The organism is Propionivibrio sp. (genome assembly GCF_049316945.1).
Classification (GTDB): Bacteria; Pseudomonadota; Gammaproteobacteria; order Burkholderiales; family Rhodocyclaceae; genus Propionivibrio.
This window is the reverse complement of record NZ_JBMOJE010000001.1, coordinates 57,588-77,718: the sequence shown is the minus strand read 5'-3', so window position 1 is coordinate 77,718 and position 20,131 is coordinate 57,588. Positions and strand designations below refer to the sequence as shown.

12 protein-coding genes are annotated in these 20,131 nt (G+C 53.6%); 8 read left to right on the top strand and 4 right to left on the bottom strand.

Annotated elements, in window-relative coordinates; genetic code table 11:
• The first annotated feature begins 471 nt into the window (after positions 1–471).
• From ACOYNV_RS00330 to ACOYNV_RS00310, 5 genes are all read left to right on the top strand, one after another.
• Complete coding sequence (locus tag ACOYNV_RS00330; RefSeq protein ID WP_422897734.1) at positions 472–2,952, top strand: glycogen/starch/alpha-glucan phosphorylase; 2,481 nt, start codon at positions 472–474, stop codon at positions 2,950–2,952.
• A 1-nt stretch (position 2,953) separates the two neighbouring features.
• Positions 2,954–5,146, top strand: coding sequence for a 1,4-alpha-glucan branching protein GlgB (gene glgB / locus ACOYNV_RS00325; protein ID WP_422897733.1), 2,193 nt, complete (start codon positions 2,954–2,956; stop codon positions 5,144–5,146).
• Entirely contained in the window at positions 5,134–7,131 is a 1,998-nt protein-coding gene (glgX, locus tag ACOYNV_RS00320; RefSeq protein ID WP_422897732.1) for a glycogen debranching protein GlgX, read from the top strand. Before glgB ends, glgX begins: the two co-directional genes overlap by 13 nt.
• A gap of 4 nt (positions 7,132–7,135) precedes the next feature.
• Positions 7,136–8,698: a 4-alpha-glucanotransferase gene (malQ, locus tag ACOYNV_RS00315; RefSeq protein ID WP_422897731.1), complete on the top strand. Its 1,563-nt coding sequence runs from the start codon at positions 7,136–7,138 to the stop codon at positions 8,696–8,698.
• Between the two features lie 123 nt (positions 8,699–8,821).
• Positions 8,822–9,178 carry a DUF2934 domain-containing protein gene (locus tag ACOYNV_RS00310; RefSeq protein WP_422897730.1) on the top strand — a complete coding sequence of 119 codons (357 nt, stop codon included), beginning with the start codon at positions 8,822–8,824 and terminating at the stop codon, positions 9,176–9,178.
• A 214-nt stretch (positions 9,179–9,392) separates the two neighbouring features.
• On the opposite strand, the gene glgA is transcribed toward ACOYNV_RS00310, so the two are convergent.
• The 4 genes from glgA to pgi form a co-directional block, all read right to left on the bottom strand.
• Positions 9,393–10,835 (bottom strand): glycogen synthase GlgA, encoded by a 1,443-nt coding sequence (glgA, locus tag ACOYNV_RS00305; protein WP_422897729.1) that lies wholly within the window; start codon positions 10,833–10,835, stop codon positions 9,393–9,395.
• An 18-nt stretch (positions 10,836–10,853) separates the two neighbouring features.
• On the bottom strand, positions 10,854–12,125 hold the full coding sequence (glgC, locus tag ACOYNV_RS00300) for a glucose-1-phosphate adenylyltransferase (RefSeq protein ID WP_422897728.1): 1,272 nt from the start codon (positions 12,123–12,125) through the stop codon (positions 10,854–10,856).
• Positions 12,126–12,189: 64 nt separating this feature from the next.
• Positions 12,190–13,827 (bottom strand): alpha-D-glucose phosphate-specific phosphoglucomutase, encoded by a 1,638-nt coding sequence (locus ACOYNV_RS00295; protein WP_422897727.1) that lies wholly within the window; start codon positions 13,825–13,827, stop codon positions 12,190–12,192.
• A 67-nt stretch (positions 13,828–13,894) separates the two neighbouring features.
• The gene (gene pgi, locus ACOYNV_RS00290; RefSeq protein ID WP_422897726.1) at positions 13,895–15,565 is read right to left on the bottom strand and encodes a glucose-6-phosphate isomerase; all 1,671 of its coding nucleotides are present in this window, start codon (positions 15,563–15,565) and stop codon (positions 13,895–13,897) included.
• 541 nt (positions 15,566–16,106) lie between these two features.
• On the opposite strand from pgi, the gene gap reads away from it, so the two are divergent.
• From gap to ACOYNV_RS00275, 3 genes are all read left to right on the top strand, one after another.
• A complete protein-coding gene (gene gap / locus ACOYNV_RS00285) occupies positions 16,107–17,105 on the top strand; it encodes a type I glyceraldehyde-3-phosphate dehydrogenase (protein ID WP_422897725.1) in 999 nt (332 codons plus the stop codon).
• A 67-nt stretch (positions 17,106–17,172) separates the two neighbouring features.
• The gene (locus ACOYNV_RS00280; RefSeq protein WP_422897724.1) at positions 17,173–18,342 is read left to right on the top strand and encodes a phosphoglycerate kinase; all 1,170 of its coding nucleotides are present in this window, start codon (positions 17,173–17,175) and stop codon (positions 18,340–18,342) included.
• 215 nt (positions 18,343–18,557) lie between these two features.
• Positions 18,558–20,111 (top strand): acyl-CoA carboxylase subunit beta, encoded by a 1,554-nt coding sequence (locus ACOYNV_RS00275; RefSeq protein WP_422897723.1) that lies wholly within the window; start codon positions 18,558–18,560, stop codon positions 20,109–20,111.
• Positions 20,112–20,131: the final 20 nt, after the last annotated feature.

Genomic DNA, 20,131 nt, shown 5'->3' with positions numbered 1-20,131 from the left:
ATTAGATGCTCAAAGTAATCCAGGTCGTATGTTAAACGCGATGCTGTTGAAAGCCGCTGGTAATTTATTGAGCTGAACTTGAATGCACCAAGCTCGACTACAAGCTATTTAGTTTGCGAAATGAAGGCTCATGACACCAACAATAATCGTCCGGAACTTTCATTGATGACACTTTCTCGCCCGACCATGCCGAAGAATAATATGATTTTTTCATCCGAGAATTATATCTGGCAGGGAGTTTTTGATGGCTAGCACTCGAATGTTTGCCGACGCCTGAATCTCCAATGACATGCGTATATTTTCAACCGATATAAGTCTTTTTGCTGTCTCGTAGCCAAGAGCCGCTTTAGATCACACTTGGCTGTTATCCCAACTTATGTAATGCTATCCTCTGTACCGGTTCAGCTTGGCCTCGCATTAAATTTGTTCAAAGCCGATGGTTGCACGAAAACTTACTGGAGTACCTGACCGATGTCCGACATGAAAAAAACGAAGTCTGATACAAAAAAATCCGAAGTTGATGGTGCAGCGTTTCGCTCACAAATAGACCACAAGTTGCTTACATCTGTTGCAGCAGAACCCATTACGGCAAATACCAAGGAACTCTACAAAGCTCTATCGCAAGTTGCTCGCGACCAACTTGCGCAGCGCTGGGTGGACACGCAGGTGGCTGATCGCAAGAAGAAGACACGTCGCATCTACTACATGTCAATGGAGTTTTTGATCGGTCGCACACTGAACAATGCGCTTTCGGCACTTGATTTGCGCGACAGTGCAGAGGCGGCTTTCACAACTGCCGGCGGCCCATCGCTCACCGATGTCATCGAATGCGAACCGGATGCCGCGCTCGGTAACGGTGGCCTCGGTCGCTTGGCGGCCTGTTTCCTCGACTCGATGGCCACGCTGGAACTACCGTCCTGGGGCTATGGCATGCGCTATGAGTATGGCATGTTTGCACAGTCGATCATCAATGGCGGGCAAATCGAACATCCTGATTCCTGGCTGATCGACGGTACTCCTTGGGAATTTCCACGACCCGGCACCCACTTCACAGTTGGTTTTGGCGGCACAGCAGAACACCATGGCGAGTGGGCAGAATGGACCCCCGCCGAGGCTGTGGAAGCCCGCGCCTACGACTATGTCATTCCTGGTCACGGCACTGAGCGGGTGAGTACCCTGCGGCTGTGGAAAGCAGGCGCACCGGCTCACATCGATTTGAATGCTTTCAACTCCGGTGACTACGCACGTGCCGCCGAATTCAAAAACCGGTTCGAGAACATTTCCTGGGTTCTTTATCCTAACGACAGCACCCCTGCTGGCCGCGAGTTGCGCCTCAGGCAGGAATATTTCTTTGTTGCCGCTTCGCTGCAGGATATTTTGTTCCATCACCTTGAGGAGCACGGCAGCCTGCATAATCTGGCTGATCAGGTCGCAATCCACCTCAACGATACCCATCCGGCAATCAGCGTAGCCGAATTGATGCGATTGCTGTGCGATAACTACGGCATGCTGTGGGATGATGCCTGGAGTCAATGCACACGCATATTCTCCTACACCAACCACACCCTGATGCCAGAGGCACTCGAAACTTGGCCGGTAGGCCTGATGCATTATCTTCTACCGCGCCATATGCGTATTATCTACCGTATCAATCAGGAGTTCCTGAACGAGGTAGAACTACGCTTCCCTGGAGACATCGACCTCATTCGACGTCTCTCGCTCATTGATGACGGCGATGGCCATGAAGACAACAAACGGGTTCGTATGGCACACCTGAGCATCGTTGGCAGCCATCGAGTCAATGGGGTTTCACAATTGCATTCTGATCTGATGGTCCAGACAATTTTTGCTGATTTTGCGAAACTCTACCCGGATCGTTTTCACAACAAGACCAACGGAGTCACCCCGCGCCGCTGGCTGGCACAGGCCAACCCAGGACTGGCAGGCCTGCTTGACGAGCGTCTCGGCAGCAACTGGCGGATTAACCTTGACCGCCTGAAAGAACTGCAGCCTTTAGCAACCGATGAAGGTTTCCGTACGGCGTTTGCTGACGCCAAACGCAACAACAAGTTGCGCCTGGCTGACTACATCAAGCGTGAGACTGGGGTCATCCTCAATCCGGATAGCCTGTTCGATGTGCAGGTAAAGCGCATTCACGAATACAAGCGGCAACTGCTCAATGTGCTCCATGTCATCACCCGCTATAACGCGATTGTGCACGGACTTGCCGACGACGTAGCACCACGTTGCGTGATTTTTGCCGGCAAAGCCGCATCATCCTACTATATGGCGAAGCAAGTGATACGGCTGATTCACGATGTTGCCAATGTAATCAACAACGACCCGCGCACTCTGGACAAACTGAAAGTTGTATTTGTCCCCAATTATGGTGTTTCGGTAGCAGAATTGATCATGCCGGCTGCCGATCTTTCCGAGCAGATTTCCACAGCCGGAACCGAGGCTTCCGGTACTGGCAACATGAAGTTTTCGATGAACGGTGCGCTGACTATTGGAACCGAAGATGGCGCCAACATCGAGATCCGTGACAACGTGGGCGCCGAAAACATTTTTATCTTCGGCAACAGCACCCCTGAAGTCGAAGCAATCCGCATCACAGGTTACGATCCGAGATCCATTTACCAGAACAATTCAATGCTGAATGAAACACTGAACAAGCTTGATGGTGGATTCTTCTCCCCTGGCAACCGTAAACGCTATCATGACATTTTCAATAGCCTGGTGCATTATGGCGACCACTACCTGTTGCTGGCAGACTATGCGAGTTACATAGAGGCTCAATCCAGAGTCGATCAACTTTATCTGACGCCATCCGAGTGGCAACGCAAAGCCATTCTCAACGTCGCCGGCATGGGCGCCTTTTCGTCCGACCGCACCATCCGGGACTACGCCGTCGACACTTGGAACATGGGTTCACTGCTTAAAAAGGCCTGACATGCTTAGCAAAACAGAAGTTACTTCCCTTTGCCTCGGCGAACATGGCGACCCATTTGCTGCACTTGGACTACACGCCGACGCTAAGGGGAGACTTTGGTTGCGTAGCCTGCAGCCTGGTGCGAACTCGGTTTCGGTCATTGACACCGATAGTGGATTGATGTTGGTTGAACTGACACAACGCAAAATTGAGGCGCTGGGAGGCGCATCTGGTTTTTTTGAGGCGTCCATTCTCGGTCGCAACAAGCCTTTCGACTATCGCCTTCGGATTGACTGGCCGGGTGGTGTACAGGAGATTGACGACCCATACCGTTTCTCCACCGTTCTTGGCGAACTTGACGTCTGGCTGCTTGCCGAAGGCTCCCACTTGCGACCCTTTGAGCGCCTCGGCGCTCATTTGCGGGAAATCGACGGCGTAAAGGGAACTGCATTCGCCGTCTGGGCACCGGATGCCCAGCGTGTAAGTGTCGTCGGTGACTTTAACACCTGGGATGGCCGTCGCCACCCGATGCGCCTGCGCCGTGAATGCGGAGTCTGGGAACTCTTTTTGCCAGGCGTTACGGAAGGGGCACGCTACAAATTCGAAATACGCTCGAACGAGGGTCATGTGCTTCCGCTCAAGGCTGACCCCTATGGCTTTGCTGCTGAAATGCGGCCTTCAACAGCCTCGATAGTCTGCGCATTGCCACAGATTGCATCACGCGCCTCAGTCGCAGCCGGTAGCAAGCTGAACACACCGGTATCGATCTACGAAGTCCACCTCGGCTCCTGGAAAAGAGCAGATGACGGCGGCTTCCCTGACTGGCAGCGCATTTCTGAAACGCTGATTCCCTACGTCGTCGATCTTGGTTTCACACACCTTGAACTGTTGCCGATTTCTGAACACCCCTTTGATGGCTCATGGGGTTACCAACCGCTCGGCCTTTACGCACCAACCTCACGCTTTGGTTCACCACAAGGCTTTTGTGACTTCGTATCAGCCTGCCACACTGCGGGTCTGGAGGTCATCATTGATTGGGTGCCCGCACATTTCCCGACGGATGAGCACGGTCTAAGTCGCTTTGACGGAAGGCCGCTTTACGAACACGCTGACCCGCGTGAAGGCATGCACCAGGATTGGGGAACGCTGATTTACAATTTCGGCCGGCGTGAAGTATTCAATTACCTGGTCGGAAATGCTCTGTTCTGGATCGAGCATTACGGTGTGGATGGTCTGCGCGTCGATGCTGTGGCTTCGATGCTCTACCGTGACTACAGCCGCTCAGCCGGCGAGTGGATACCCAATATCTACGGTGGCCGCGAAAATATCGAAGCGGTTCATTTCCTGCGCCGCATGAACGAGACGCTTGGACAGGAATGTCCGGCTGCCGAGACTTATGCTGAAGAATCAACGGCCTGGCCAGCAGTGAGCCGCCCGCCTTCGATGGGGGGATTGGGCTTTCACTACAAGTGGAACATGGGCTGGATGCACGACATGCTTGACTACATGTCGCACGAACCGATCCATCGCCGGTATCACCACAATCAGCTTACCTTCGGCCTGCTCTACGCCTTTACCGAAAATTTTGTCTTGCCTCTGTCGCACGACGAAGTGGTGCACGGCAAGGGTTCGCTGATCAGCAAAATGTCGGGGGACTATTGGCAGAAATTTGCCAATCTGCGGACACTCTACGGTTTCATGTGGGGCCATCCCGGTAAGAAACTGCTGTTCATGGGCGGTGAATTTGGTCAGTGGAACGAGTGGAATGATCAAACTTCGCTTGACTGGTGCCTGCTCGATTTCCCACAACACGAAGGTGTTCGCCGTCTAGTTAGCGATCTGAACCGGCTCTATCGCTGCACACCGGCCTTGCACGAAATTGATTTTGAACCGGCCGGGTTTGAGTGGATTTCCGCGAACGATTCCGATAACTCGGTGATCGCTTTTCTCCGCCGAGGCCGGGACCGTTCGCGTGTGATACTTTGCGTTTGTAACTTCACCCCCGTCGTACGTCACAACTACCGTCTGGGCGCCCCTGGCCCGGGTGTCTATCGCGAACGCCTTAATACCGACTCAGAATATTATGGCGGCAGCAACGTCGGCAACCCCTTGGGCATGGTTGATGCCGAGCAGATACCATCGCACGGCCATGCATGGTCAGTCTCGCTCACTATTCCGCCGCTCGCCACAGTGTTTCTCGAATGGGAACACTGACTTTTGAAGCCGGCCTGAAAGAAGGGCGGCCATGGCCGCTCGGGGCAAATTGGGATGGTGCGGGAGTCAATTTCGCACTATTTTCGGCACATGCCGAACGGGTGGAATTGTGTGTATTCGATCGCAGTACGATGCATACATTTCCACTACCCAAATGCTCCGATCAGGTATGGCACGGCTATCTGCCTGGTGCATTTCCTGGTCTCTGCTATGCCTTCCGCGTGCATGGCCCGTGCTCACCTGGCCATCGCTTCGACCCGCGGCGCCTTCTGCTCGACCCCTATGCGCGAGAGCTGACAGAGGGGTTTTCCTACGACCCACTTCCATCAGCTACTAACTGCTTGAAGTCCTGCGTTACGAATGAGGTTTTCGACTGGGGCAACGATACGTCTCCTGCGATTCCTTGGGCCGACTCGGTGCTTTACGAGATTCATGTCAAGGGGGCTACACGTCAGCATCCTGATGTTCCCGAAGCCCTGCGCGGTACCTATGCCGGACTGGCGTCCCCCCCCATGCTTGAGCATTTCAAGCGCCTCGGCATCACTGCCGTCAATCTCCTGCCAGTGCACTATTTTCTCGACGAGGAACGCCTGGTAAATAGTGAACGCGCCAACTACTGGGGCTATAACACACTCGCCTTTTTTGCACCTGAGCCGCGCTATGCTGCGCGTACCGGCGGTCAGTCAGTCATTTCTGAATTTCGTTCGATGGTGCTCTCCCTGCACGCGGCAGGAATTGAAGTTATTCTCGATGTTGTTTTCAACCATACTGCTGAAACCGACGAAGCCGGACCGACCGTTTCATTTCGCGGCATTGACAACGCAAGCTACTACCGTCTGCCGGCCAATCACCTTGATTATTACGAGAACTACAGCGGATGCGGCAACACCCTCAACCTCGCCCATCCGCGGGTTCTGCAGATGGTCATGGATTCCCTGCGCTATTGGGTTGGCGAAATGCATGTCGATGGCTTCCGTTTCGATCTGGCTGCTACGCTCACCCGTGACAGCGGCTTCCTTGCCGCAATTCGACAGGATCCATTGCTGGCTCAGGTCAAGATGATTGCCGAGCCTTGGGATCTTGGGCCCGACGGATATCATCTTGGTCGATTTCCCCCGGGCTGGGGCGAGTGGAATGATCGTTTTCGCGACGATGTTCGCGCTTTCTGGTTAACCGGTGGAACCGGGCCGGCTGCACTGGCTCAACGCTTGGCTGGATCAAGCAATATATTCCGGCATAGCGGACGTGCGCCGCAAGCCGGCATCAATTTCATTACCGCACATGATGGATTCACTTTGCTAGATCTGGTCAGCTATCAGCATAAGCATAATGAACTCAATGGAGAGAACAACCGCGACGGTCACGGTCACAATCTTTCCTGGAATTGCGGTGAAGAAGGCGAGAGCCACGATCCATCTATCCTGCAACGACGTCGACATCTGCAGCGTGCGCTGCTGACCACACTTTTTGTGGCGCAAGGTGTCCCGATGCTACAAGGTGGAGATGAGTTGGGCCGCACGCAATCTGGCAACAATAATGCTTACTGCCAGGACAACGCTTTGACTTGGCTTGACTGGAACAATGCTGACGCACAACTGATTGATTTTACGGCCGGACTCATCGGTTTGCGGCAGCGCTTCCCACAACTTCGCCGATGCTCATGGCTAACCGGCGAGGCCGACAAGCAGGGACTACGCGATATTGTCTGGTGGCATCCGGAAGGGCGCGAGATGAACGGCAACGACTGGCACTCGTCGCACACATTAGCGCTAGGTTTCATTCTTGCGTCCGAGGACAAAAGTGTGAAGTCTAAAAAACTACTGGTTCTGATCAATCGAGACGCCAACACACTGACCTTCCACCTGCCACCGGGCACTTGGAAGCAATTATGCGACAGTAGCGCCGACGCCCCCTTCGCATTTCTTTTGCGCCAGGAAACCAGTTCGTTAGCTGCACGTAGCGTGCAACTACTATTGCAGGAATAGCACCATGCCATTTAATCGACACAGCGGAATCCTGCTGCACCCGACATCGCTTCCCGGCCCGTATGGTTCGGGCGATTTAGGGCAATCGTCTTATCATTTTGTCGACTGGCTGGGAGTTGGAGGCCAAACCCTTTGGCAGGTTCTACCACTCGGCGGCATTGGCCCAGGCAACTCACCCTATATGAGCCCCTCTGCCTTTGCCGGCAATGAGTTGCTGATTGATTTGCTTCAACTGCGCGATGCCGGCTGGTTGGCGGATGCTGATATTATTCCCGACCCTTCCTTCAAGGATACACACGTCAATTACCCGACCGTTCAGCGATTTCGCATGGTCAAACTACGTTTGGCGGCCAAGCGTTTTTTCGCTGATGCCCGTCGTGACACGCGTAAACTTTTTTCAGAGTTCAGTACAGATGCGAGCGACTGGCTTGATGACTACGCTCTTTTTATGGCACTGGACAAAAGCCATGGTGGCCACGGAAAGGTTTGGCAGGACTGGCCTTCACCACTGGCCAAACGTAAGCAAAAAGCGCTGCACGAAGCGTCTGTAGAACTCACCGACGAATGCAATTTCTGGAGGTTCTGCCAATGGTGCTTCTACAGCCAGTGGGCTTCGCTAAAGAATTACGCAAACACACATGGTGTTGAATTAATCGGCGATATGCCGATTTTTGTTTCGCCTCATAGCGCAGACGTTTGGGCGCATCAAGAATTGTTTGATCTTGATGATAAAGGGCAGCCACGCGTCGTTGCTGGCGTGCCGCCCGACTACTTCAGCGCAACCGGACAACGCTGGGGTAATCCTCTATACAACTGGCCGGCACATGAGAAAGAAGGCTATCGCTGGTGGATCGAGCGGGTGCGCGGAACACTCGCGCTTTGCGATATCGTTCGCATCGATCACTTCAGAGGTTTCGAGTCTTACTGGGAAATTCCAGCCAACGCGAAAACTGCCATTCATGGCCAGTGGAAAGCGGGACCTGGAGCCGCCCTATTCGCCGCATTGCGAAATGCACTGGACAAACGGCAAGAAAAAAACCATGGTCCTCTGAGAATAATTGCCGAAGATCTCGGCATAATTACGCACAGCGTTACTGCCCTGCGTGAGGCGGCTGGTCTGCCTGGCATGCGGATCCTGCAGTTCGCATTTGACGGACAAGCCGATAATCTCTATCTGCCTCACAATTTCGAAGCCAATACCGTCGTCTATACTGGCACCCACGACAACGATACCACTTGGGGCTGGTGGAGCGGGCTAACGGCACACGACCAAGACTATGTTCGCCGCTATCTCGGCATCAGCGGCGAGTTCATCGAATGGGATCTGATCCGTGCCGCGTCATCCTCCGTCGCAGCACTCTCCATCATACCAATGCAAGACGTACTCGGCCTTGATTCATCTTGTCGCATGAACCAGCCGGGACTCGCTGAAGGTTCTTGGGAATGGCGCTTCAGTTGGCATCAGGTGGCGCCTTGGCACGCTGAACGCCTTGCAGAACTGACCCGATTACATGGCCGCATACCGAGACGACGATCAGACACGCATGCAACCCTCGGCAATAAATAATCTGAAGCAGGATCGCCATCACAAAATGAGAAAATACGAAGCTTTATAGAAGATCTATTACAGTATAATTAAAAAGTTAGTCTTTTTTTTGTACTAATATTTCCATCTTTAAAGGATATAATCATGGCCGAGACAACCACTAAAGCAACCCCCAAAAAAATGGCGACCAAGCCCGTCGTTGCCGCTGTGAAGCCCGTCGTTGCCGCTGCCAAGCCCGTAGTCAAGAAACCCTTGGCCAAACCAACTGTTGCCAGCGTCAAGCCTGTAGCAATCATTAAGCCGACTGTGGCCAAATCTGCAACTGCAAAGCCTGTTGCCAAAGGCTCTAAGGCTATGATTGTTAGCGATGAACTACGTTATCGCATGGTAGGTGAAGCAGCCTACTATCGCGCCGAAAGAAACCAGTTCAAAAGCGATCCAGTACGTGACTGGATTGAAGCTGAAGGCGATATCGCCACATTGCTCGGCAGTACCAAGTAACCAGACCAAGGCAAACCAATTGGCATTGACCACGAGTCGGTCTCGGCAGGTTTCTGCTTGTCCGGACCGACCTTAAAACGTCAGGCGATGCTGATGCAAGCAGTCAATCGTTAAAATCTTGGTTTGTATATTCCTAGGCGGCAAGAAGAAAACTCAAAATGAGAACTCCTTCATGCCAGCATTGCTAACAAGCATCGACGCAAACCGTGTTCAATTACAGGCTGCGGTAGAGTGCCTCGTAGTTTGCTGCTGAATCATCCCAGGAAAAATCCATCAACATCGCGCGCCGCTGGACTTTCTGCCAAGCGGTCGCATTGCGGTAGAGGGCGCAGGCTTCACGGATGCGTGCGCTTAGTGCGGGGCATGTTGCCTCGTCAAATACAAAGCCTGTGGTTCTGTCTGACCGAAGATTGTCAGGTGTCGCATCAATCACCGTATCGGCAAGGCCGCCAACCCGGCGCACGATCGGTATGGTACCGTAGCGCAAGGCATACAATTGTGTCAGCCCACAGGGTTCGAAACGCGACGGAACAAGAAGCGCATCTGCACCGGCCATAAAACGATGCGACATCACTTCATCATAACCAATATGCACGGCAACCATTTCCGGATTCGCCGCCGCTGCATACCGGAAACCCGCTTCCAGATTTCCATCCCCTGTGCCGAGAATGGCCAACTGTGCGCCTTCCCTGAGCAGGTCAGGCAAGGCGGCCAATAGCAGATCCATGCCTTTTTGAGAAGTCAGCCTGCTGACGACGGCCAATAGCGGTCCTTCTGCATGCTTGGACAATCCAAGCTCGGACTGCAACGCAAGCTTGCAGACTTCTTTCCCATGGAGGTTGTCCGCACTGTATGGCTTACCTATAACCGGGTCATCCGGATTCCATATTTCGTAATCCACACCGTTAAGTATACCGGTCAGATCACAGCCTCGGTCACGCAGTACCTCATCAAGGCCACAACCAAATTCCGGCGTACGGATTTCGCCTGCATAAGTCGGACTGACCGTTGTGATTTTATTTGAATAAACAAGACCGGCCTTCATGAACGATATCTTTCCGCGAAATTCGATGCCGTTCGGGGTCAGTTTGCTCATTGGCAAACCCAGTTCAAAGTGACAGTCCAGTGGAAAAATCCCACGGAATGCCAGATTGTGAATGGTAAATACGGTTGCAGCCTTCAGGCACGGATTTTGCGTCATGTAGACTGGCACCAGTCCAGTGTGCCAGTCGTGCGCATGGACAACGTCGGGTTGCCAGTCAGGGTCAAGTTCACCGGAGGCAATATGCGCAGCAGCCCATCCCAGCAGGGCAAAACGGAGATGATTATCACTCCAGTCTTGTCCGTCCGGTCCGACATAAGGATTGCCTTCACGTTGGTAAAGAAAGGGTGCATCAATCACATAGGCCTGCAACCCACTGCCTGGCAAGCGACCGATATAGAAAGTTACGATAGCGGCGCCAAACACCGGACCAATCCGTACTAGCGGTTTGAGCCCGAGCATTCCGTTGAGAATACCGGGCAATCCGGGCAACAGAACGCGGGCATCAAGCCCGCGTTTGACAAGTGCTGGGGGCAGCGACGCTACGACATCTGCCAAACCGCCCGTTTTGACTAATGGGTAGATTTCGGCAGCGACGTGCAAGATGCGCAACATTTAATAGTTGATAAATTTTCAGGTAAGCCGTTCAAGCATCTGGCGTGTGACCAGCGTGATGCCATTTTCGGTACGTCGGAAGCGCCGCGCATCATCGTCATGGTCTTCACCAATGACCATGCCCGCTGGAATACTCACTCCGTGGTCGATAATGCACCGGCTTAGCCTTGCTCCGCGACCAATTTCGACATCCGGCAACAGCACTGACCAATCAACCTTGGCGTGAGAGTGAACTCGGCAGGATGAGAAAAGCAATGATCGATTCATTTCACCCGAAATGATGCAACCGCCTGAAACCGTCGATTCGATGGCCATTCCATGGCGATCTATCTGGTTATGCACAAATTTGGCGGGCGGCAGTTGCTGTTGATAGGTCCATATCGGCCAACTCCGATCATAAAGATTCAGTGCCGGCTCAGTGGCTGTCAGATCAACATTGGCTTCCCAATAAGCATCAACGGTACCTGCATCGCGCCAGTAGTCTTCCTTGCTTGATGATTCTTCGGGTGCATGCACGCAACTACGATCAAAGGAATGAGACATCGCGCAACCGTTTTTTACGGCTCGCGGAATGATGTCCTTGCCAAAGTCATGGCTGGATGTCGGATCGGAGATGTCACGCAGCAGCTCGGCGTAAAGATACTTGGCATTGAAAATATAGATCCCCATGCTGCAAAGCGATCGGTCCGGCTTGCCGGCCACGGCTGGCGGATCGGCAGGTTTTTCGACAAATTCAGTAATGCGTCGGTTCTCATCAACCGCCATTACGCCGAACCCGCTGGCTTCCTTGCGCGACACCTCGATGCAAGCGACCGTGCACTCTGCTCCACTCTCCACATGATCAACCAGCATCGCGGCATAATTCATTTTGTAAACATGGTCACCGGCAAGAATCAAAACATACTCCGGTGCCGGCCTGTAGTTTTCGAGAATATCAATATTCTGATAGACCGCATCTGCAGTACCGCGATACCACGACTCCTCATCCACGCGCTGCTGTGCCGGCATCAGATCGACGAATTCATTGACCTCACCGCGCAGGAAGCCCCAACCACGTTGAAGATGGCGTAGCAGGCTGTGGGATTTGTACTGCGTTACGACCCCTATACGCCGGATTCCGGAGTTGACACAGTTGGACATCGCAAAATCAATAATCCGGTACTTGCCACCGAAATAAACGGCGGGTTTTGCCCGACTGTCGGTCAACTCGTACAACCGACTTCCTCGACCACCTGCAAGCACCAGCGCAACAGCCTTGCCGGGCAACTGAAAAGTTCGCCTTTCTAACATTTTGGCACGCTCCTAAAAAAAACTGACCTACCCTTCAATTGCAACTGGCTATTGATAACACCTGCTAGCTGATCACGTCCGGGGCTTTTCTTCCAGTAATCTCTGCAATGCGAGCTATCTTCTCGGCCAGCGCCACGAGCGGCGCCAACGCTTCTTGCGCAGGTATCTCGTGACGAGCCGGATCGGCCACATAGCGCTCAAGGTATAACCGCAAGGTTGCCCCTTCTGTGCCAGTACCCGACAGCCTGAAGACAACGCGCGACCCATCTTCAAGCATAATCCTGATGCCCTGTCTGTCGCTTACTGAACCGTCAACCGGATCCGTATAGCAAAAGTCGTCAGCCGCCTTTACGCGAATTCCGTCGAATTCCATTCCAGCCAGGGTTGGCAGCTTTTGCCGAAGCTCATCGAAAAGCCGATCTGCCTTCGCCGTCTCAATGCCTTCGTAATCGTGTCGAGAATACACATTGCGACCAAAACGTTGCCAGTGCTCGCGAACGATCTGCGCCACCGGTTGGTTGCGGACGGCAAGAATATTTAGCCAGTAGAGGACGGCCCACAGCCCGTCTTTCTCACGTACGTGATTGGAACCGGTGCCAGCACTCTCTTCGCCGCAAAGTGTTACTTTACCGGCATCGAGCAGACTGCCAAAGTATTTCCAGCCGGTTGGTGTCTCATAACAGGGGATGCCGAGATCCGCGGCGACACGATCCAGCGCGCAACTGGTTGGCATGGAACGGGCCACGCCGGCCAGCCCCTTGGCATAGGCGGGAATCAATTTGTAATTGGCGGCTATGACGGCGATGCTGTCGCTTGGACTGACAATAAAATCTCGTCCCACGATCATATTGCGATCGCCATCACCATCAGATGCAGCGCCGAAAGACAGGCCGGAGTGGGGATCAGCAAGCGCAGAAACCAGTTCGGAAGCATAAACCGGGTTCGGGTCGGGATGCCCGCCACCAAAGTCCGGCAACGGTGTTCCATTTACCACCGTACCTAGTGGTGCGCCAAGGCGTCCCTCCAGTATTGCGTGTGCATAAGGTCCATTGACCGCATGCATCGCATCAAAGCGCATGCGAAAGTCGGGGCGAGCCAGCAGTTTGGCGATCCGGTCAAAATCGAACAGCGACTCGAGAAGCTCGGCATGATCGGCCACCGGGTCTATGACGCAAACAATCATCTCACCAATACGCGTCTCGCCGAGACAGCCCAAGTCGATATCAGCCGACTCAACGGTGCGATAAGCACTAATCTCCTGCGTGCGTTTATAAACAGCGTCGGTAAAATTTTCATTTGCCGGCCCGCCATTGCTGAGGTTGTACTTGATGCCAAAGTCGTCATCTGGTCCGCCCGGATTGTGGCTTGCCGACAAGATGATGCCGCCAAAAGCACCTCGCTTGCGAATTACCGCACTGGCCGCAGGCGTAGACAATATCCCATTGCATCCAACGAGCACTCGACCGAAACCGGCCGCCACCGCCATACGCAGAATGGTCTGGATGGCCACATCGTTAAAATATCTGCCATCGCCCCCGAGAACCAGGGTTTTTCCCTGCTGACCACTCAGGTTATCGAAAATGGATTGAACAAAGTTTTCAAGATATCCGGGCTGGCTGAAAACTTTGACCTTCTTGCGTAAACCTGAAGTTCCAGGCTTTTGCCCGGAGAAAGGAGTCGCGGAAACGGTAATAATGTTCATGTCATTCCTCATCGGGCACACCGCCTGGCGGATTACTCAAAACACAAAGAGTTGAAACAAATCGAAGTCATGAAAGATGTTTGCGACTGAAAGATAACAGCCCTTGAGTCGATGCGTCGAGCGTTTTTGCCAATTCCTGATCATAAACCGCCGGAAGAATACGACTTGCGACCGCCTTACCCAGTTCGACACCCCACTGATCAAAAGAATTAATCCCCCAGATTGCACCCTGAACGAATGTCTTGTGTTCGTAGAGTGCAACCAGTGCCCCTAGCGTACCTGGATTCAGGCTTGTCATGAGCAGCGTTGACGATGGCTGGTTGCCGGGAAAAATCCGATGCGGCAACAAATCGGCAATTTCCTTCGCGCTCATCAATTCCTTCTCCAAGCTGGCGCGTACCTCGCTTTCGTTTCTGCCGAAAGCCAGCGCAGCACTCTGCCCAAAGCAATTGGAGAGTAATGCCTCCTGATGCTTTGGCAATGGATAATCGGAACGTACAGAGGCAATGAAATCGCAAGGTACCAGACGCCCGCCCTGATGCAGGAGTTGAAAGAACGCGTGCTGCCCATTGTTGCCAAGCTCGCCCCAGACGATGGGTGATGTTGAGTAATCCAGCGCTTCTCCACTAATGTTCACGGACTTCCCGTTGCTTTCCATCTCGAGTTGCTGAAGGAAGGACGGGAAGTACTTAAGCGACTCGTTGTAGGGCAGTACCGCATTGGTGGACGCACCGAGGAAGTTAGTATTCCAGATACCAATCAGGGCCATGACTACTGGCAGATTGCGTTCGAATGGCGCTGTGCGAAAATGCTCATCCATGCGCTCCGCGCCACGCAGCATTTCGTCGAACGCATGTGGCCCGATGGCGATCATCAACGCCAGCCCCACGGCAGACCACAGGGAATATCTTCCGCCAACCCAATCCCAGATCGGAAAGACCAGATCGCTGCAGACGCCGAACTCTATCGCGCGTTCAGGCTTGCTGGAAACTGCTGCGAAATGGTTTTCTGATACCAGTTCATCCCCTAGATTCGCGCGTAGCCAGTCACGCGCAGTGTTCGCATTGATCATGGTTTCTTGCGTAGTAAAAGTCTTGCTGACGACAATGAACAGCGTGGTGCGCGGATCCAGTGTCTGAAGCAGGGGCGCCAATTGAGCCCCATCGAGGTTCGATACATAGTGAACCCCAAGCACAGGATGGCTGATTGAGCGTAAGCCTTGGCCCATCATCTTGGGACCCAGATCGGAGCCGCCAATACCGATATTGACGACATCCCGGATCGGCATCCCCTTGTGCCCGAGACACTTCCCGTCGCGCAGACGCTCGGCAAACACGGCCATTCTCTGCCTAGTGGCAATAACATCCGGCATGACATCAAATTGGCTGTTCGGGAACGGACCTGTGGAACGTCTCAAGGCCGTATGCAGCACAGAACGATCCTCGCTGATGTTGATCCGCTCACCGGCAAACATTCGTTCCGTCCACTCCGAAACCCGTGCCTCCTTGGCGAGAGATGCAAGCAACCCGAGTGTCTCGACAGTCAGGCGCTGCTTGGAGAAATCGTAGAGGATGCCGTCAAACGACAGGGAGAGCGACTCCGCGCGAGTAGGATCGCTCGCAAAAAGATCCCTCAGATGAGTAGCCGCGAAAGATTGCCGATGGGCTTTGATGGCCGCCCATGCGGGCGAGGTAGTGATCGTCATTTCTGTAACTCCTCTTTTCTTGGTGGTTTCCATGCTCTTACAGATGGGCACTGTAGCGTGGTACATAATCGAGTCGTATTCTATGCGAAATTATTCCCGCGCCGCGATACTCAATCCATAAAAATTTAGATGCGAACTGAACACGGATTTCATGGAATCGGCTTTAGGGACAAAACCCGAATAAATAAATAAGGAACTCTTGCCGTCGTGAAACCTACGAATTATGTGTGTTAACTTTTTGTGACCGACGATGGAGAGGTTTGCAAAGGAATTCCCTACCCTCATACCAGAAAGCGCTGATCAATTTCTCTTGATGAAATCGATTCACCTAAGTGCACTGGAAAAATACTCTGATTTAGAGGATAATCAACCGCCATGGATGGTGGTCTGCAATCTCTTTGGCGCACATATTCGTGTCGCTAACGGAACGTCTGCCACCGGATGGTGTCCCACGTCCGGATCCATTCCCGCTTCAGTTTTTCTGTTTTTCGGCGACGAGATCCTGGTTACGTGATCGCCAAATGCGAATGCACCTTTTATCAACTTTCGATTTTTTCAAAAGGGAAAGTGAATCATGACTATCAAAGTAGGCATCAACGGTTTTGGTCGTATCGGACGTATGGTTTTCCGTGCGGCTGTTCAGAATTTCAGTGACATCGAGATCGTTGGCATCAACGATCTGCTCGAACCTGACTACCTGGCTTACATGCTCAGCTACGACTCGGTGCATGGCCGCTTCAAGGGCACTGTCTCTGTCGATGGCAACACCTTGATCGTCAACGGCAAAAAAATCCGCCTGACTGCAGTCAGGGATCCTGCCGAACTGAAGTGGAATGAAGTTGGTGCCGACATCGTCGTCGAATCCACCGGTCTCTTCCTGACCAAGGAAACCTGCGAAAAGCACATCACCGCCGGTGCCAAGAAAGTCATCCAGAGCGCCCCAAGCAAGGATGACACCCCGATGTTCGTCTACGGCGTTAACGACAAGACCTACGCCGGTCAGACCATCATTTCCAACGCTTCCTGCACCACCAACTGCCTGGCCCCCATCGCCAAGGTTCTGAATGACAACTGGGGTATCAAGCGTGGCCTGATGACCACCGTGCATGCTGCTACCGCCACCCAGAAGACCGTTGATGGTCCGTCCAACAAGGATTGGCGCGGTGGTCGTGGCATCCTTGAAAACATCATCCCGTCTTCGACCGGCGCCGCCAAGGCTGTTGGCGTGGTCATTCCCGAACTGAACAAGAAGATCACAGGTATGGCTTTCCGCGTGCCGACCTCCGACGTTTCGGTAGTCGATCTGACCGTAGAGTTGAGCAAGGAAGCCAGCTACAAGGATATCTGCGCCGCCATGAAGGCAGCTTCGGAAGGCGCCATGAAAGGCGTTCTCGGTTATACCGAAGACAAGGTTGTTGCTACCGACTTCCGTGGAGAGAGCTGCACCTCCACGTTTGATGCTGACGCCGGTATCGCTCTGGACAGCACCTTCGTCAAGGTAGTGGCTTGGTACGACAATGAATGGGGCTACTCCTGCAAGGTTCTGGAGATGGTCCGCGTAATGTCCAAGTAATACCTGGGCAAAGGGGCACTTCAGGGTGCCCCTTTTTTTCAACACAAGTTTTGAATCGAGTATCGCCATGACATTCAAACGTCTCACCGACCTTGACGTCTCCGGCAAGCGAGTTTTCATTCGCGCCGACCTGAACGTACCCCAAGACGACAACCTCGCCATCACCGATGACACCCGCGTTCGTGCGGCCCTGCCCGGCATCCAGTACGCGCTCGCCAAGGGTGCTGCCGTGATGGTCACCTCCCACCTTGGCCGTCCGACCGAGGGCGAGTTCAAGCCTGAAGACTCTCTCGCACCGGTTGCCAAACGCATGTCCGAACTGCTTGGCAAGGAAGTACGCCTGATCCAGAACTGGGTCGACGGCGGCTTTGAAGTCAAGCCGGGCGAAGTAGTCATGCTTCAAAACACCCGTTGCAACAAGGGCGAGAAGAAGTGCAACGAAGAGCTTTCGCAGAAAATGGCAGCGCTTTGCGATGTGTGGGTGATGGACGCCTTCGGCACCGCACACCGCGCTGAAGCCACCACTTACGGCATGGGCAAGTACGCCAAGATCGCCTGTGCAGGTCCTTGTGTTGCTTCCGAACTTGAAGCCCTGACCAAGGCACTGGCGCAACCAGCCCGCCCGATGGTCGCCATCGTCGGTGGTTCCAAGGTTTCGACCAAGCTGACCGTTCTCGATAGTCTCTCGACCAAGGTCGACCAGTTGGTCGTTGGCGGCGGCATTGCCAACACCTTCCTGCTCGCTGCTGGCAAGAGGATCGGCAAGTCACTCGCCGAGCGCGATCTTGTCGACCAGGCCAAGGCAATCATGGCCAAGGTCAAGGTACCGCTACCGACCGACGTTGTCTGCGCCAAGGAATTCTCCGCAACCGCAACTGCGACCATCAAGAGCATTGATGACGTAGCTGACGACGACATGATCCTCGACATCGGCCCTGACTCTGCAAAAGCACTGGCAGAGGTTATCGCCAAGGCAGGTACAGTTGTATGGAATGGCCCAGTCGGCGTGTTCGAAATGGATTCTTTTGCCAACGGCACCAAGACGCTGGCTGCTGCAATCGCCAGTTCCAAGGCCTTTACGCTTGCCGGTGGTGGCGACACTGTTTCGGCCATCAACGTCTTCAAGATCGAAGACAAGGTCGGCTACATCTCAACCGCAGGCGGCGCTTTCCTCGAATTCCTCGAAGGCAAGCGTCTGCCGGCTGTCGAAATCCTTGAATCACGCTTCAAGGACTGAACCACGAGTCAGCATGAAACAGGTGAAGGTGGCTTGATCGCTACCTTCGCCGTCATTTCAAAAAAAATACAGAACGGCTAACTCAACACCATTAAAATGTTCAAAGAAACTTCGCTGTAATTTTTTCATTTCCGGTGACTTAGCATCAAGCCGGACAATCCCATCAGAAAAACATTATGTTTATTGGCCGCAAAGGCCATTTGGCAGAGGCACCCATGACGATCAAACCCGAACTGATAGAAACCCTGCGCAAAAAGCGCGATCACATCACAAACCACATTAGCCCCGAAAAACTGGAGGCGTTGCACGCCAAAGGCCTGCTCTCGGCGCGCGAACGGATCAACTCCTTATTTGACGAAGGAACATTTCAGGAACTCGGAATGCACGCGCGGCACCATGCCGTTTATTTCGGCATGGAAGGGCGTGATCTGCCGGCTGACGGCGTGATTACCGGTTCGGGATATTTGGGCAATGAGCAGATCGCCGCTTACAGCCAGGACTTCAGCGTGCTGGCCGGCACCCTCGGCAAAATGCAGGCGCGCAAGATCACCCGCATCATGCGTTATGCGATCAAGACCGGCATCCCCGTCGTCGCCTTCAAGGATTCCGGCGGGGCGCGCATTCAGGAAGGCGTCGATGCACTCTCCGGATACGGCGACGTTTTCTACGCTAACGTTCTGCTCTCCGGAGTAGTCCCGCAGATCGCCATCGTCTGCGGCCCCTGTGCAGGAGGCGCAGCCTACTCACCGGCGCTGATGGACTTTGTCATCATGACGCGCAAGAATTCGCACATGTTCCTGACCGGCCCCGAAGTCATCAAGGCCGTTACGGGTCGTACGACAACCATGGCAGAAGTCGGTAGTGCAGAGATGCATGCCTCTGTCAGCGGCAACGTGCACTTCATTGCGGAAGACGACCAGCACGCCATTTCGGTGGTGAAGCATATCCTGTCTTATCTGCCATCCAACAACACAGAAGATCCACCGCATAATCTTTCCGTTGAGATTGATGACACTCCTGATTATGGGATGGACGAACTCATTCCGGAAAATCCATCCGAACCGCTGGAAATGCAAGCGATCATCAGGCGCTTGGTGGACAATGGTGAACTGCTTGAAGTGCACGCCAGTTTTGCACGCAACGTCATTGTCGGCTTCGCCCGTTTTTCCGGAGTTATTGTCGGCGTTGTTGCCAATCAGCCGATGGTGATGGCTGGGGCGCTTGATCTTGACGCCGCAGACAAGGTTGCCCGCTTCGTTCGCACCTGCAACGTATTCAACATCCCGCTAGTCACACTGGTCGATGTTCCCGGCTTCCTGCCAGGTGTAGAACAGGAGCGTGGCGGCATCATTCGTCACGGCGCCAAGATGCTGCACGCCTACGCCTCCTGCACGACACCAAAGATTACCATCCTCCTGCGCAAGTCCTATGGCGGCTCCTACCTCGCCATGTGCAGCCAGGAACTGGGTGCCGATATGGTATTCGCCTGGCCGACCGCAGAAATCGCCGTCATGGGTTCCGAAGCCGCCGTCAAAATCCTTTATCGCAAGGAACTTGACAAGGCCGAAGACCGTGCGGCACGTGCGGCTGAACTGGCCCAGGAATACCGTGATGAATTTGCCTCACCCTACGAGGCTGCATCCAACTTCTACATCACCGATGTCATCGAACCCTGCGAGACCCGTGCCACCATATCCCTCGCGCTTCGCAAGACACTGGGCAAACGAGAACTACGTCCTAGCAAGAAGCATGGGAACATGCCGATGTAAATCCGGGAGAGCCAATAAAC